At 72.3% G+C, this 14,403-nt stretch carries 11 protein-coding genes; 8 read left to right on the forward strand and 3 right to left on the reverse strand.

Going from position 1 to position 14,403, the window contains the following annotated elements:
- Nucleotides 1–37: 37 nt before the first annotated feature.
- Nucleotides 38–334: a CGNR zinc finger domain-containing protein gene (locus OP86_RS02950; RefSeq protein WP_051829602.1), complete on the forward strand. Its 297-nt coding sequence runs from the start codon at nucleotides 38–40 to the stop codon at nucleotides 332–334.
- Between the two features lie 56 nt (nucleotides 335–390).
- Here the strand turns inward: OP86_RS02950 and OP86_RS02955 are convergent, their stop codons facing one another.
- The gene (locus OP86_RS02955) at nucleotides 391–1,383 is read right to left on the reverse strand and encodes a GlxA family transcriptional regulator (protein ID WP_030058457.1); all 993 of its coding nucleotides are present in this window, start codon (nucleotides 1,381–1,383) and stop codon (nucleotides 391–393) included.
- Nucleotides 1,384–1,549: 166 nt separating this feature from the next.
- Here OP86_RS02955 and OP86_RS02960 point away from each other — a divergent pair, with 166 nt between their 5' ends.
- The gene (locus tag OP86_RS02960; RefSeq protein WP_280921417.1) at nucleotides 1,550–2,449 is read left to right on the forward strand and encodes an NAD(P)-dependent oxidoreductase; all 900 of its coding nucleotides are present in this window, start codon (nucleotides 1,550–1,552) and stop codon (nucleotides 2,447–2,449) included.
- A gap of 62 nt (nucleotides 2,450–2,511) precedes the next feature.
- Nucleotides 2,512–3,120, forward strand: a complete 609-nt coding sequence (locus tag OP86_RS02965; protein WP_033330790.1) for a maleylpyruvate isomerase N-terminal domain-containing protein — start codon at nucleotides 2,512–2,514, stop codon at nucleotides 3,118–3,120.
- A gap of 233 nt (nucleotides 3,121–3,353) precedes the next feature.
- On the opposite strand, the gene OP86_RS02970 is transcribed toward OP86_RS02965, so the two are convergent.
- Together OP86_RS02970 and OP86_RS02975 are read right to left on the reverse strand one after the other, a co-directional pair.
- Complete coding sequence (locus OP86_RS02970) at nucleotides 3,354–3,683, reverse strand: hypothetical protein (RefSeq protein ID WP_157849650.1); 330 nt, start codon at nucleotides 3,681–3,683, stop codon at nucleotides 3,354–3,356.
- 138 nt (nucleotides 3,684–3,821) lie between these two features.
- A complete protein-coding gene (locus OP86_RS02975) occupies nucleotides 3,822–7,784 on the reverse strand; it encodes a polymorphic toxin-type HINT domain-containing protein (protein WP_051829604.1) in 3,963 nt (1,320 codons plus the stop codon).
- A gap of 438 nt (nucleotides 7,785–8,222) precedes the next feature.
- On the opposite strand from OP86_RS02975, the gene OP86_RS02980 reads away from it, so the two are divergent.
- From OP86_RS02980 to OP86_RS37340, 5 genes are all read left to right on the forward strand, one after another.
- Entirely contained in the window at nucleotides 8,223–8,711 is a 489-nt protein-coding gene (locus OP86_RS02980) for a hypothetical protein (RefSeq protein ID WP_030062600.1), read from the forward strand.
- Between the two features lie 49 nt (nucleotides 8,712–8,760).
- Entirely contained in the window at nucleotides 8,761–9,249 is a 489-nt protein-coding gene (locus OP86_RS02985; protein ID WP_030062599.1) for a hypothetical protein, read from the forward strand.
- Between the two features lie 42 nt (nucleotides 9,250–9,291).
- Entirely contained in the window at nucleotides 9,292–10,914 is a 1,623-nt protein-coding gene (locus OP86_RS33275; protein WP_078653549.1) for a trypsin-like serine protease, read from the forward strand.
- A gap of 88 nt (nucleotides 10,915–11,002) precedes the next feature.
- Nucleotides 11,003–12,748 (forward strand): DUF8189 domain-containing protein, encoded by a 1,746-nt coding sequence (locus OP86_RS33280; RefSeq protein ID WP_051829606.1) that lies wholly within the window; start codon nucleotides 11,003–11,005, stop codon nucleotides 12,746–12,748.
- A gap of 76 nt (nucleotides 12,749–12,824) precedes the next feature.
- A complete protein-coding gene (locus OP86_RS37340) occupies nucleotides 12,825–14,402 on the forward strand; it encodes a trypsin-like serine protease (RefSeq protein ID WP_051829607.1) in 1,578 nt (525 codons plus the stop codon).
- The last annotated feature ends 1 nt before the right edge of the window (nucleotide 14,403 follow it).

Raw genomic sequence — 14,403 nt, forward strand, 5'->3', positions numbered from 1 at the left:
CCGAGATCTACACTAGATCGCTCGTCGGCAGCGTCAGATGTGTATAAGAGACAGCCCCTGGTCCCTGCACACCCGGGCCCCCGCCGACGCCGGCCTCACCCACTGGCTGCTCTCCACCGCCGCCCTCGCCCTCGGCCTCTGGCTCAGCGAACGCGGCACCTGCGCCTGGGGCCGCTGCGCCGCCCCGGACTGCCACCGCTACTTCATCGACACCGGACGCCGCACCCCCCAGCGCTACTGCACGCCCCGCTGCGCCACCCGGGTCCGCGTCGCCGCCCACCGGGCCCAGCGGGCCGCGGGGCCCGAGGAATCGTCAGGGGCGGCGTCCCGGTAGGGGTGGGCCTCGGCGGGCGGCAGTGCGACCGCAAGCCTCCTCGGCCACGCGCCCGGTCAGCCGGAGGCGGCGGGGGAGCGGAAGGCGCGGCGGTAGTCGGTGGGGGTGACGCCGACGCGGGCGGTGAAGTGGCGGCGGAGGTTGGTGGCGCTGCCGAGGCCGCTGCGCTCGCCGATCTGCTCCACGGGCAGGTCGGTGGCTTCGAGGAGGGACTGGGCGCGGGCGAGGCGCTGGTTGAGGAGCCACTGGAGCGGGGTGGTGCCGGTGGCGGCCTGGAGGCGGCGGAAGAAGGTGCGTGGACTCATCCTGGCCCGGCGTGCCAAGTCGGTGGTGGTGATGGGGTGTTCGAGGTTCTCGGTGGCCCAGGAGAGGACGGGGGCGAGGCTGTCGTCGTCGGCCACGGGCACGGCGAGGTCGACGAACTGAGCCTGCCCGCCGGGGCGGTGGGCGGGCACCACCAGCTTGCGTGCCAGCTGGTTGGCCACGTGGGCGCCGAGATCGCGGCGGACGAGGTGCAGGCAGAGGTCGAGCCCGGCGGCGACGCCGGCGCTGGTGAGCACGTCGCCGTCGTCGACGTAGAGCACGCCGTCGTCCGCGGTGACGGCCGGGTACCGGCGGGCCAGGTCGGCGGTGTGCGACCAGTGTGCGGTGGCCCGGCGGCCGTCCAGCAGGCCGGCGGCGGCGAGCGCGAAGGCGCCGGTGCACAGGGACACCATCCGCGCCCCGGCCCGGGCGGCGCGCCGGAGTTCGGCCACCAGCGCGGGTGGCACCTCGCGTTCGCCGGTCACGCAGGCGTCCGGGACGGAGGTGACGATCACGGTGTCGGCCCCGGCGAGCGCGTCCCAGCCGTACTCGGCGCGCAGGGAGAAGCCGAAGCCGCCGGGCGCCCGGGGCGGTGCCGGGGCGTCCGGCGTCTCGGCGCACAGCCGCAGTTCGTACCAGCGGTCGGCGAGCTCGGGCTGCGGGATGCCGAAGACCGCGCAGGCCATGCCGAGTTCGTACAGGTCCCAGAGCGGGAGCTCGGCGTGGTCGAGGACGGCGATGGCCACGGTGCCGGGACCGGCAGCGGGAACGGCGGCAGGAACGGACATGGCGGTGGATACCCCCCTGGCAGGAACCGTGCGGTGAAGGGCAATCCTGCCACTGTCGGGGGCGTTCGGCCATTGCGAAAGTAGGTGATGTCGATCAAGGGCCGGGCACGCCAGGGCCGTTGAACTGCACGAACAGGAGAACTCCATGTCGCACGAACTGCCGCAGGAATCCGTCACCGTCATCGGCCTCGGCGCGATGGGCACCGCACTGGCGGGCGCCTTCCTCGCCGCCGGCCACCCGACCACCGTCTGGAACCGCACGGCGGCCAAGGCCGAGCCGCTGGTCGCCCGCGGAGCCGTCGCAGCCTCCTCGCCCGAGGCCGCCGTCACGGCCAGTCAGCTGATCGTCGCCTGCGTGCTCGACTACGGCACGCTGCGCGCCGTGCTGACCGGCCAGGAGGCGGCGCTCGCCGGGCGGACCCTGGTGAACCTCACCTCCGGCTCGCCCGAGCAGGCCCGGGAGCTGGCCGACTGGGCCGCCGGGCTCGGCCTGGCCTACCTGGACGGCGCCATCATGATCACCCCGCCCGGCATCGGGGGTCCGGACGCCACGGTGCTCTACAGCGGCGCACCGGACGTCCTGGCCCGCCACCGCCCGACGCTCGCCGCCCTCGGCGAGCCGGTGGACCTCGGCCCGGACGCCGGGATCGCCGGACTGTACGACACGGCGCTGCTCGGCCTGATGTGGTCCGCGCTGAGCGGCTGGCTGCACGGCGTCGCGCTGGTCGGCGCGGACGGTGTCCGGGCGGCCGAGTTCACGCCGGTGGCCACCCGCTGGCTGTCCGGCGCGGTGGCCGGGTTCATCAACCGCTACACCGCTCAGGCCGATGCCCGCACCTACCCGGGCGACGACGCCGGCCTGGACATCCACCTGGCCGCGATGGAGCACCTGCTGCACGCCAGCCGGGCACGCGGCGTCGACACCACCCTGCCGGAGGTCTTCGCCGGCCAGGCCCGCCAGGCCATCGCCGCCGGCCACGGGGCCGACAGCTATGCGCGCCTGATCGAGGTGATCGAGAAATGAGTGCTCCTTCCATCGCTCTGCTGCCGAATGCTGTTCCGATGGCCGTCGCACCGTCAACTGTCATGCCTGTTACCGCTCCTCCCTCCCCGGTCGACTGGCCTGCGCTGGTGGTCGAGGCCGCCGCAACGACCACCGGCGTCCTCGAACGGGCGGCCGGTGCCGACTGGTCCCGTCACCCCGCCGGAAGCGACTGGACCGCCCGGGCCACGCTGGACCACCTCGCGCTCGGTGTGCTGGGCTACGCGGGCCTGCTGACCGCCCGCCCCACCGACCGCTACATCACCCTGTTCGGTTCACTGGACCCCGCCGCCCCGATCCCGCACTGCCTGGAGGGCCTGCGGATCGCGGCCACCCTGCTCGCCGCCACCGTGCGGGACACTCCGTCGGCCGTCAGGGCCTGGCACCCGTGGGGCGATTCGGACGGCCCGGGCTTCGCGGCCATGGCGGTGGTCGAACTCCTCGTCCACGCCTGGGAGCTGGCCCAGGCCTTCGGGCTCGGCTGGCAACCACCCGAGCACCTTGCGGCCCCGGCCGTGGCCCGGCTGTTCCCGGAGGCGCCGACCGGCCACGGCCACGCCGGAACCCTGCTCTGGTGCACCGGCCGAACCGCGCTCCCGGGGCATCCCCGTCGCCCGGCCGAGGGCTGGCAGTGGGACGGGCGGGTGCGCTGAGCCCGGGGGCTCCCCACATCGACGCGCTCAAGCGGCTCACCTCCTTCCGGGCCACCCCCTCGGCCGACCCCCGGTAGGCGGCTCGCCGCCCGACCACCGACCCGCACTGGCGTTCGATCGTCCGAGTGGCTGGCGCACTGCATCCGTTGCGCCCGGATATCCGAAGAGCCTCGCCGGAAAAAGGATTCCGGCGAGGCTCTTGGAAGTGCCGGTTCAGTGTGAACCGAACCGGTCTACTTGTCGGCCTGCACCTCGGTGGAGATCATTCGCACTTCGGGGAGGGTCCGCGGCGGCTCATCCCCGTACCACGCGAATTCAATGGCTGCGAGATACCCGTCGCCCACCCAGAGGAGAATCTCCCCGAACAGGGAGCCGGCCTCGTCCACGACAATCGATCGCACCGGAACCACGCCGGACGCCACCGAAGGAGGTGCGCCTTCCAGTACCCGCACGTCGACGCTCGCTGATTCCGGACCCCACTGCGCGTACACCTCGACGAGGTCGATCTGGGCCAGCAGTTCGGCTGCCCCGGGAAATTCCTGCGAGAGTACCAGTTCGAGCACGCCTCTCTCCCTGGGGTTCAGGGGGCGGGGCGTGATGGCAACCGTCATGGTGGGGGCCTCCGGAAACTCGCCCCTCGGGGCGGGAAACAGCGAATTCATTGTCACGTTCAAGGTTGCTTGCGGCGCCCTCGTACAAGGCTACGGGGTTACCGGGAACTTCGCCCGGATGAATGCCGTGCCGAGCCGCGGTACTCCGTCCATCACCACTCCTCGGATCGTCACCACCTCGCCCTCGATCACGCGGGTGACCTCGTAGAACCCGCCGGGGGGCAGGTCCGTGGCGCCGTGCAGGCTGTCCATGACCAGGCGAAGGGCCTGTTCGCGGCCTCCGGCCTTGGCGATGATGTCACTGAACCCGTGCTTCGCCACGTCGATCACGTGGACGAGGTTCTCCTCGGTGTTCCACGTCTTCCACGCGCTCTCCAGGGCCTCCGTCGTGATGCCGCAGGCCGGCCCCGTGTTGTGCACGAGCACCGGGGTGTTCCCGGCGATCACGTAGTAGGTGTGAATGCCACGGATCGTGAGGTTGTAGGCGGGCTGGACGGTGCTCCACGTCCTGGCCGACGACACCGTCGCGGTGCCGGCCGGGGCGGTCAGCGTCTCTCCGCCGGTGAGCTCGCCGGCGTCGACCCAGGCCGCGCGCTTCTGCGACCAGAACGGGTGGTGGGCCGTGGCCGTGATGCTGCCGGAGTTGCCCGTACCGTCCGTGACGACCAGGTCGACGAACTCGCGGTCGTCCGGGGTGTAGATGGTGGCGTCGACCAGCCTCGGGCCGGTCTCCCCGGTCTGAGGGTCCGTAGCGAGGACGCGGTCCCCGATGCGTATCTGCTCGATGGGCCGGGCGGTACCGTCGGCCATCAGGACCGGGGTACCGGCGGGGAAGCTGTTCGGCCTGATCAGACAGGTCCCGGGGACCTTGGAGAAGAGCTTCTCCAGGAAGCTCAGGACCTTCGAGCCGCCGGGGATCTTCTCGGCCCACTTGGCGAGCTTGGCGACAGCGGCGGCGTCTCCGGCCAGCGGGATGGCGCTGAGGCAGGCCAAGGTCGCGTTCGCGACGTCCTTCTGCAGCGCGTAGATGCCGCAGTTGATGAGTGCCGCGCCGGTGCCGACGCCGGGGATCAGGGAGACGACGTCCAGCAGGCCGTGGACGATGCCGAGGGCGGTGTCCATCCAGCCCGGGTCGCCGCTCTCCCCGATCTGCTTGCGGAGTTCGGCCTCCAGGTTCGCTTCGGTGGCCTTCTGTGCGGCGTCGGCCTCGGCCTTCAACTTCGCGTCGGTCTGGGCCTCCTCGGCGGCCAGCCGCGCTGCTTCCTGCTCCGCTTCGTGCTTCGTCGTGTAGGCCTGGAAGGCGTTGCTCGCTGCCTGCGCCGCGATCTGCTTGTCCTGCCCTGCCGCCTCCGCGTCGGCCCGCGCCTGGGCGGCCGACTGGTAGGCGCTGGCAGCGGAGACCTGCGCGGAGTTCGCGGAGGCCTGGGCCTTCTGTGCCGAGTACGCCGCGGACGCGGCTGACTTCCGCGCCGAGGCCTCCGCAGCGGTGGCGGTCTTCGCCGATTCGGCGGCCTTCTGCGCACTCGTGGCGGCCGCGTCGGCCTTGGTGCGGGCGTCGGCCGCGTAGCCGGCTGCCTGGTCCGCTGCGGCCTTGGCCTGGTCGGAGGCGGTCTTGGCCTCGTCGGCGGCGCCGCGGGCCACGGCGGCGGCCTGGACGGCCTCGGCGGCGCTCTGCTGGGCGTAGGCCGTCACGGCCGACGCCTCGGCGATCATCCGCTCGATCTCGGCCTTGTGGGTCGCCGCCAGCGCGTCCTTGCGCGCGGCGGTGTACTGGCCGGTCTCGACGAAGGTGCGCAGTACGTCGGGCGTGCCCTCCAGCGCGACCTGCGCGGCGGCCTTGACCTCGGCCCCGCCGGACGCGCGCAGCGCAGCGGCCTTGACCTGGTCGTCGGAGAGCTGGGCGAGGTAGCGACCGTTGTTCAGGAAGTCGCGCAGGGCTTCGACGTTCCCGTTGAGCGCGGCGCGTCCGGCTGCCTGGACACTGGGACCGCCGTCGTTGACGATCTTGGCGACGCTGAGCTGGAAGTCCGGTGCGGCGGCCTGGTACTGACCTGTGTTCAGGAACGCGGCCACCGTGTTCGCGTCGCCCTTGAGGGCGGTGGTGGCCGCGGCGCGGACGGCGGGCAGCTCCGAGCCGGCCGCGAGGTTCGAGACCCGCTCCCGGTTGTCGAGGTCGATCGCCTGGCGCCGCCCCGAACGGACGAAGTCCAGCACCGTGGTGTCGTCCCCGGCGACCGCGGTCCGCGCGGCGGCGCTCTCCCACGGCCCGGCGATCTTCATGGACAGGACGGCGAGCTTGCGCCCGTCCGTGGCGACCATGGCGATGTCGGGGTTCGGCTGGGTGAGTGCGGCGGCCAGACGGTCCGCCTCGTCCTTGCTCTGGCGCAACTGCTGGACGGCGTCGCCGACGGCGGTCTGCTTGTCGTCGTACGCGGCCTTGGCGGCCCGCGCCTTCTCCACGTCCGCAGCAGTCCTGGCCGTGCGGTCCTCGTCCTCGGCGCGCGTGGCCAGGTCGTGGACCTGGTTGGCCTTGTCGACCGCGTCCTTGGCGGTCTGTGCGGCAGCCACGGCGGCGTCCGCGTGAGCCTTCGAGACGGTGGCGGCCTGCGCGGCCTCGCCCGCGTGCTGGGCGGTTTCCTGCGCGGCCTGCGCGGCATTGTGGGCGTGCGTGGCCGCGGAGTCCGCCAAGGCCTTGGCTTCGGTCGCGGCCTTCGCGGCCTCGCCCGCCAGCGACTTGGCGGCGGTCGCTGCCCGCGTCGCCTCCTGGGCCTGGCGGCGCGTCGCGGCGGCGGCGGCCTTGGCCCGCGCCGACTGGGCACCGGCCGCGGACGCGAAGCCGCCCGCCTGGTCGGCCGAGTCGGCGGCGGCCTGCGCGTTGCCGCCCGCGCTCAGCGCGGCGTCCGCCGCCTGCTGGCTCGCGGCGGCAGCCGTGTTGGCCTGCGTGAGTGAGGCGGAGGAGGCCGCGGCTGCGTTCGCGGCGGTCTCGGCCGCCGTCGCGGCCTGTGCGGCGGCATCCGCCTTGGAGCGGTCCGACGCGGCCCCGGCGGCCGCGTTACGGGCCGCCGTCGCGGCCTGTGCCGCGCCCGCGGCGGCGTACGACGCCTGGGATGCCGCGCTGGCCGCGGTGCGCGCCGAGTTGGTGGCGCTGCGGGCGGCCTTCATCGCCGTCTGGGCGGCCTCCGCCGCCCGACCCGCGGCATCGGCCGCGCGCCCGGCTGCCGCGCCCGCCGCGTTCGTGTCGTTGCGGGCGGCCTCGGTCTCGGCCGCAGCCTTCGCCGCCGACTCCTTGGCCAGCTGCGAGGCGGCGACCGCCTGTGCGGAGGCCTCCTTCGCGGCCTCCGTCTCACGCACCGCCTGTGCGGAGGCCTCCTTGGCCTGCTGCGTCAGCTGGGCGATGCTGGTGCGCTCGGCGTCGCGGGCCCTGGCCACGTGCACGCCGACAGTGAGGAACTCCCGTACGTCCTCGATGGAACCGTTGATCGCCAGCCGCGCCGCGGCCTGTGTGTTGGGGCCGCCCTCGCTCAGGATCTGGACGAGCTTCACCCGGTCGTCCGCGTCCCGCGCGGTGTACTGGCTTTCGTTGAGGAAGACCTGGATGTCGTCGGGGGTGCCGTTCAACGCCGCCTTCGCGGCGGCCTGGACGCCGGAGCCGGCGCCGTTCATCAGCGAGGCGGCCTTCAGCTGCTGATCGACCTTCAGCGGCTCCTGCCAGCCGCTCTTCAGGAAGGTCTGAAGGGCGTCCGGCGTTCCCGCCAGTGCCTTGCGCGCCGCCTCCCGCACGCTCGGGCCGCCGAGCGTCAGGATCTGCGCGGCGCTGACCTGGTCGTCCTGCACCTGGGCGAGCAGCCGATCGCTGCCCAGGAACTTGCGAACGTCGTCGTCCGAACCGGTCAGCGCTGCCTCGGCCGCGGCCTTGACCGCCGTACCGCCGTCCTTCCAGTACGCGACAACCCTGCCGCGCTCGGTCATCGGGACCGCCGCTTCCTCGGGCAGCGGGTCTGCCGCGGCAATGGGCGCGACGCCGAGCAGTCCGGCCGTCAGCGCCAGCGGCAAAAGGCGCAGGCTGAGCTTTCCGGATATGGAATCCCCACCCCGCCTTCGCCACCTGGATCGGACATTCAATCCACCCACCAGAGACTCACCTCTCCACATCCACTCGGCCGCACTTCGGCCTCGGGAGCATAACTGCAGATGACTCACCGCCAGAAACGTGGGAAGCAAAGCCTCCTGACGCATCGAATGGGCGACAATTCGGACAAAGACCTATCAATCCTGCTGGTCGGCGGAGGCTTTCCGATCCTCGTCACTTCCCTGGGGTCGGGGCCAGTGATTCAAATACTGGCAATGCCCTAGACTGCGGGCCGTCAAGTCTTGGGGGAAGGCGATCGCGGGGGTGTCCGGTCGCGCTGCCTGTTTCCCACGCATCAGTCCTCACCTGCACCATCCGACGTGCGGTCAAGATCCTGTCAACCACGATGAAAGGAACGCGAGATGAAGAACGGCATAACGCGATGGCTGGCCATCGGCGCGGTAGCCGCCGCCACGACGCTCGGGGCCGGCGCGCTCGCCAGCGCCGACACCACTTCCGCCGGTGACGTCGCCACCGCTCCGCCGGCCGTCGAGGACTTCGCCTACCCCGGCGACTCCCCGAACCCGCAGCTCAAGCTCATCCGCGGCGACGGTCACATCATGCTGGCGGACTGCAACACCGTCACCCAGATCCAGCTGTGGAGCGTCGCCGTCCCGAGCCCCAGCGGGGGCCCCGGTGTGTGCTTCCGGGTCAGCGGCACCACCGGGTACCTGTCCCTTGAGCTCCCGCAGACCTTCATGATCCAGACCGGTGACAAGGCCGTACGTGCCGACCTCACCTCCGAGGGGGTGGCGCAGACCGTCGACGTCGCCAAGAACAGCTACACCACCGTCGGTCAAGCCATGGGCCAGAAGCCGACCATGCTCGTCGAACTGCGCGTCACCGGCTGACCTGACGCCACCGCCCGCTGACCGACCATCGACCGACACAGGATCACCAATGCATCACCGCATTCGCGGCTGGACGGCGGTCGTTGCCGTCGCCGCAGCCGGTGTCTTCGGACTGAACGCGCTAGCCGCAGCCGACACCACCGCCCCTCCGCCTGGCGATGCCTCCGCGGCGCCGCCTGCGGTCGAGGACTTCGCCTACCCCGGCGCGGCCGGAATCGGCAAGGTCAAGCTCCTGCGCGGTGACGGCAGCGTCATGCTGACCGACTGCGCCAAGCCCTCGCAGATCCAGCTGTGGACCCGCGCGCCGGGCAACACCGACAACAAGATCTGCTTCACTTCCGCTGCTACGAGCGGCTTCCTCACCCTCGAACTGCCGGACGTGTTCGCCGTGCAGACCGCGGGCCGGTCCCTGCGGGTCGGACTCACCGCCGCCGGTGCCTCCCGGAGCGTGGACGTGCCCAGGGACGGCTTCACCGGTGTGGGCGAGGGCTTGGGCCAGGACCCGACCACGGTGGTCGAACTGCGTATCACCGGCTGACCGCCGACGCCCGGTTCATCAAACTGACAGAAAGACACAAGGATGCTTCGCAAGTCCTCGTCCCGGTCCCAGAACCGGCGGGCGGGCGTGCTGGCTGCGGCTGTGGCCGCCGGCACGCTGACCACCTTCTCCGGCGCTCCGGCCGGTGCCGTCACCGGTGACGCGGCCGCCGACGGCACGTACACCGCCACCGCGCGCCTGGTGATCGGCGACAACCTGCGCGCCTGCACCGGCGCACTGGTGGACCGGTACTGGGTGGTCACCGCCGCGTCCTGCTTCGCCGACGACCCGGCGCAGCCGCAGGCGCTCGCCGCCGGTGCGCCGAAGTGGAAGACCACGGCCGGCATCGCCGGCATATCCGCCCAGGTGGCGGAGCTGGTGCCGCGTCAGGACCGTGACCTGGTGATGGCCCGTCTGGCCGCGCCGGTCGACGGCATCACCCCCCTGGCGCTGGCCACCACCGCGCCGACTGCCGGTCAGACGCTGCGCGTTCCCGGGTTCGGGCGCACCAAGGACGAGTGGGCGCCGCTCAAGTTGCACACCGGCGCGTTCTCCCTCGACACCGTGAGCCCCACCGGCATCGGCACCACCGGCACCGGCGGCGCGGCGATCTGCAAGGGTGACACCGGCGCCCCGGCGATCCGCGAGACGGGCGGCAAGGCCGAACTCGTCGCCGTCGCCTCCCGCTCCTGGCAGGGCGGCTGCCTGGGCACCCCGGCCACCGAAACCCGTACCGGCGCCTACAACACCCGCGTCGACGACCTCGGTGCCTGGGTGAAGGACCTGCGGTTCCGCACGGCGGAGGTGAAGGCCGGCACCCACGTGCAGGCCATCGGCTCGGACAGTACCCTGTGGGACACCGTGGCCGACTACAAGGCGGGCCGCTGGCAGGGGAGTTGGTCGCCGGTCACCGGCGGCACGCTGACCGCGGTGGACAGCGTGGCCATCGGCGACACCGTCCACGTGTTCGCGGTCGGGGCCGACGGCAAGGTCTACACGCGGGACGGCAAGGTCGGCGGCTCCTGGACCCCGCTCGGCGAGGTCCCCGGTGGCGCCGGCGGTGCCCGGGGCATCACCGCCGCCGCCCGCGGCAACACCGTCAGCCTGCAGATCATCGGCTCCGACGGCTCCCTCTACAGCACCTACGCCGACTACGCGGCCGGCAGCTGGGCCACGTCCTGGGAGAAGGTCGGCACCAACAACCTGAAGGCCATCACCAGCGCCACCACGGCGGACAGCGTCGTCCACGTCTTCGCGATCAACGAGGACGGCCGCGTCTACACCCGCGACAACCGGACCGACGGCAGCTGGACGCCGTGGGGCGAGCTCCCCGGCAACGCGGTCGACGTCAAGGGCATCACCGCCGCCGCCCGCGGCAACACCGTCGACCTGCAGATCATCGGCGCCGACGGCTCCCTGTACACCACCTACGGCTACTTCGACCTCGGTCGCTGGGAGTCGCAGTGGGCCAAGGTCAGCGACAACCACCTGAAGGCGATCAGCAGCAGCGCCGAGGGCAACGTCGTTCACGTCGTCGCCGTCAACGAGGACGACAAGGTCTACAACCGCGACGCCGACTACAACGCCGGCAAGTGGACCGCGTGGGGCGAGATCCCCGGCGGCGCCACCAACGTCAAGGCCGTCACCGCCGCCACCACCGGCTGACCGCGGTCCGCCTCCGTTCCCCGCGGGGCCCGTCGGCAGGACACCGGCGGCCCCGCGGGCTCCCGTCCGTTCCTCAAGGGGAGTCCCCATGTCCCGCAAGAACTCGTACCGCTCGCGGCGGGCGGGCGTGCTGGTGACGGCTGCGGCCGCCGGCGCGATGACCACCCTCTCGGGCGCTCCGGCCGGTGCCGTCACCGGTGACGCGGCCGCGGACGGCGCGTACGCCGCCACCGTGCGCCTGGTGGTCGGTGACAACCTGCGTGGCTGCACCGGTGCGCTGGTCGACCAGTACTGGGTGATCGGTGCCGCCTCGTGCTTCGCCGACGACCCGGCGCAGCCGCAGGCGTTGGCCGCCGGTGCGCCGAAGTGGAAGACCACCGCCGGTGTCGGCGGCGTGTCCGCCCAGGTGGTGGAGCTGGTGCCGCACCAGGACCGGGACCTGGTGATGGCCCGTCTGGCCACGCCGGTCTCCGGTGTCGCCCCCCTCGCCGTCGCCACCACCGCGCCGACTGCCGGGCAGACGCTGCGGGTTGCCGGGTTCGGGCGGACGAAGGACGAGTGGGTGCCGAACAGGCTGCACACCGGCTCCTTCTCCCTGGACACGGTGAGCCCGGCCGGCATCGGCATCACGGGGACGGGCGGCGCGGCGGTCTGCAAGGGCGACACCGGCGCCCCGGCGATCCGGGAGACGGGCGGCAAGGCCGAACTCGTGGCCGTGGCCTCGCGTTCCTGGCAGGGCGGCTGCCTGGGCACCCCGGCCACCGAGACCCGTACCGGCGCCTACGGCACCCGCGTCGACGACCTCGGCGCGTGGATCGAGAAGGTCCGGCACAGCACTCCGTCGGGGACCGTGCTGACCGGCTCGCCGTTCACCGTCGCCGACCCGGCCACCGGGCACCTTGTCACCTTCCTCCAGGACAGCAAGAACCACCTGTGGTCCGTCGACCCGCAGGGCGAGGGCTGGAGCGACCTGGGCGTCTATGCCGCCACCCGCCCCACCGCGATCGCCAACCCGGCCGACAACCACGTGATGGTGTACGTCAACGGGCCGGACAACAAGCTCTGGTCCTACGACCGCGCCACCGGCAAGTGGACGGAGTTCATCCGCACCCCCGCCGGTACGGTCCTCGCCCCGGACGCCGTCCCCCGTACGGTCGTCGACCCGGCCACCGGGCACCTGGTCACCTTCGTCCGGGACACCGCCCACCACCTGTGGTCCGTCGACCCGCAGGGCGAGGGCTGGTACGACTTCGGCCCGCTGGCCGCCACCGACCCCGTGCCGGTCATCAACCCGAACGACGGCCACATCGTCGTGTACGTCAACGGGCCCGACAACAAGCTGAACTCGATCGACCGCCGGGGCGCCGGCCGGGTCGAGTTCGTCCCGACCGCCTCCGGCACGGTGCTGGCCGGCGACGCCGTTCCCTCGACGGTCGTCGACCCCGCCACCGGGCACTTCACCACCTTCGTCCGGGACACCGCCCACCACCTGTGGTCCGTGGACCCGTTCGGGCCCGGCTGGCGCGACTGGGGCGTGATGGCCGCCACCGACCCGGTCGCCGTCGCCGACCAGGCCGGAAAGCGGACCGTGGTGTACGTCAACGGCCCGAACAACCGGCTGAACTCGCTCGACTTCTCCACCGGGAAGTGGACCGAGTTCATCCCCACCCCGGCCGGCACCGCCCTGGCCGCCGACGCCGTCCCGCAGACCGTCGTCGACCCGGTCGGCAAGCACCTGGTCACCTTCGTGCGTGACGGCAACGGCACCCTGTGGTCCGTCGACCCGCAGGGCCCGGGCTGGGTCCGCTACCACGGCGGTCCCTCCGCGCCCTGACCGGCAGCCGGTCCACCCGACTCGCCGCCCGGCACCCACGGGCCGCGACCGTCCCATACCTCTCAGGAGAATTCCCATGAACCGCCAGACCCAGCCCCGCAACCGGCGGGCGGGCGTGCTGGCCGCCGCTCTCGCGACCGGCGCACTGGCCACCTTCTCCGGCACTCCGGCCGGTGCCGTCACCGGTGACGCGGCCGCGGACGGTTCGTACGCCGCCACTGCACGTCTGATGATCGGTGACAACCTGCGTGCCTGCACCGGTGCGCTGGTGGACCGGTACTGGGTGGTCACCGCCGCGTCGTGCTTCGCCGACGACCCGGCGCAGCCGCAGGCGTTGGCTGCCGGTGCGCCGAAGTGGAAGACCACCGCTGCCGTTGCAGGGAAGTCCGCCGAGGTCGCCGAGCTGGTGCCGCGTCAGGACCGGGACCTGGTGCTGGCCCGTCTGGCCGCGCCGGTGGACGGTGTCACCCCGCTGGCGCTGGCCACCACCGCGCCGAGCGCCGGGCAGACGCTGCGGGTTGCCGGGTTCGGGCGGACGAAGGACGAGTGGGCGCCGCTGAAGCTGCACACCGGCTCCTTCTCCCTCGACACCGTGAGCGCCACCGGCATCGGAACCACCGGGACGGGCGGTGCGGCGATCTGCAAGGGCGACACCGGCGCCCCGGCGATCCGCGAGACGGGCGGCAAGGCCGAACTCGTCGCCGTCGCCTCCCGCTCCTGGCAGGGCGGCTGCCTGGGCACGCCCGCCACCGAGACCCGTACCGGCGCCTACAACAGCCGGGTCGACGACCTCGGCGCGTGGGTGCAGCAGGTGAAGGCCTCCCGCCCCGGCAGCCGGCTGTTCGCGGTCGGCGGGGACACCCAGATCTGGGCCAACGAGGGCTCCTACACCGCGAACGTGTGGGGCACCTTCGAGCGGGTGCCGAACAACAGCGGCATCCGGCAGGTCAGCGCCGTCACGATGGGCGACAAGGTGCGCCTGTTCGCCGTCGGCGGCGACAACCGGATCTACACCGCCGCCAAGGACACCACGAACAACACCTGGAGCGCGTTCGAGGCCCTGCCCAGCAGCGGCATCCAGCAGGTGACCGCCGTCGCGATGGGCAGCAAGGTCCGCCTGTTCGCCGTCGGCGGCGACGGCAGGATCTGGACCATCACCGGCGACTACACCGCCGGCACCTGGAGCACCTTCGAGGCGCTGCCCAGCAGCGACATCAAGGAGGTGAGCGCCACCACCGTCGGCAACACCGTGCGCCTGTTCGCGATCGGCGGCGACCAGAAGATCTGGACCACCACCGGCGACTACACCGCCGGCACCTGGTCCACCTTCGCGGCCATCCCCGGCAGCGCCGTCCAGCACATCGCCGCCACCAGCATCGGCTCCACCGTGCGCGTGTTCGCCGTCGGCTCCGACCAGAAGATCGCGACCACCGACAGCACCGACAACGGCCCCTGGAGCGCCCTCGACGCCGTTCCCGGCGGCAACAGCGCCAAGCAGGTCGCCGTCACCACCATCGGCGACACCATCCGCCTGTTCGCCATCGGCGGGGACGACCGGATCTGGACCGCCGACAAGAAGGCCGACGGCAGCTGGACCACCTTCTACGGCGTCTCCAGCAGCAGCATCCAGAACATCGCCGCCACCACCAACTGAC

Source organism: Streptomyces novaecaesareae, assembly GCF_000716875.1.
GTDB lineage: Bacteria > Actinomycetota > Actinomycetes > Streptomycetales > Streptomycetaceae > Kitasatospora > Kitasatospora novaecaesareae.

What these genes read in the sequence shown, in the direction of transcription:
- OP86_RS37340 (WP_051829607.1), top strand. Translation starts at nt 12,825, where the DNA reads ATGAACCGCCAGACCCAGCCCCGCAACCGGCGGGCGGGCGTGCTGGCC.
- OP86_RS02965 (WP_033330790.1), top strand. Translation starts at nt 2,512, where the DNA reads ATGCCTGTTACCGCTCCTCCCTCCCCGGTCGACTGGCCTGCGCTGGTG.
- OP86_RS33280 (WP_051829606.1), top strand. Translation starts at nt 11,003, where the DNA reads ATGTCCCGCAAGAACTCGTACCGCTCGCGGCGGGCGGGCGTGCTGGTG.
- OP86_RS33275 (WP_078653549.1), top strand. Translation starts at nt 9,292, where the DNA reads ATGCTTCGCAAGTCCTCGTCCCGGTCCCAGAACCGGCGGGCGGGCGTG.
- OP86_RS02985 (WP_030062599.1), top strand. Translation starts at nt 8,761, where the DNA reads ATGCATCACCGCATTCGCGGCTGGACGGCGGTCGTTGCCGTCGCCGCA.
- OP86_RS02980 (WP_030062600.1), top strand. Translation starts at nt 8,223, where the DNA reads ATGAAGAACGGCATAACGCGATGGCTGGCCATCGGCGCGGTAGCCGCC.
- OP86_RS02950 (WP_051829602.1), top strand. Translation starts at nt 38, where the DNA reads ATGTGTATAAGAGACAGCCCCTGGTCCCTGCACACCCGGGCCCCCGCC.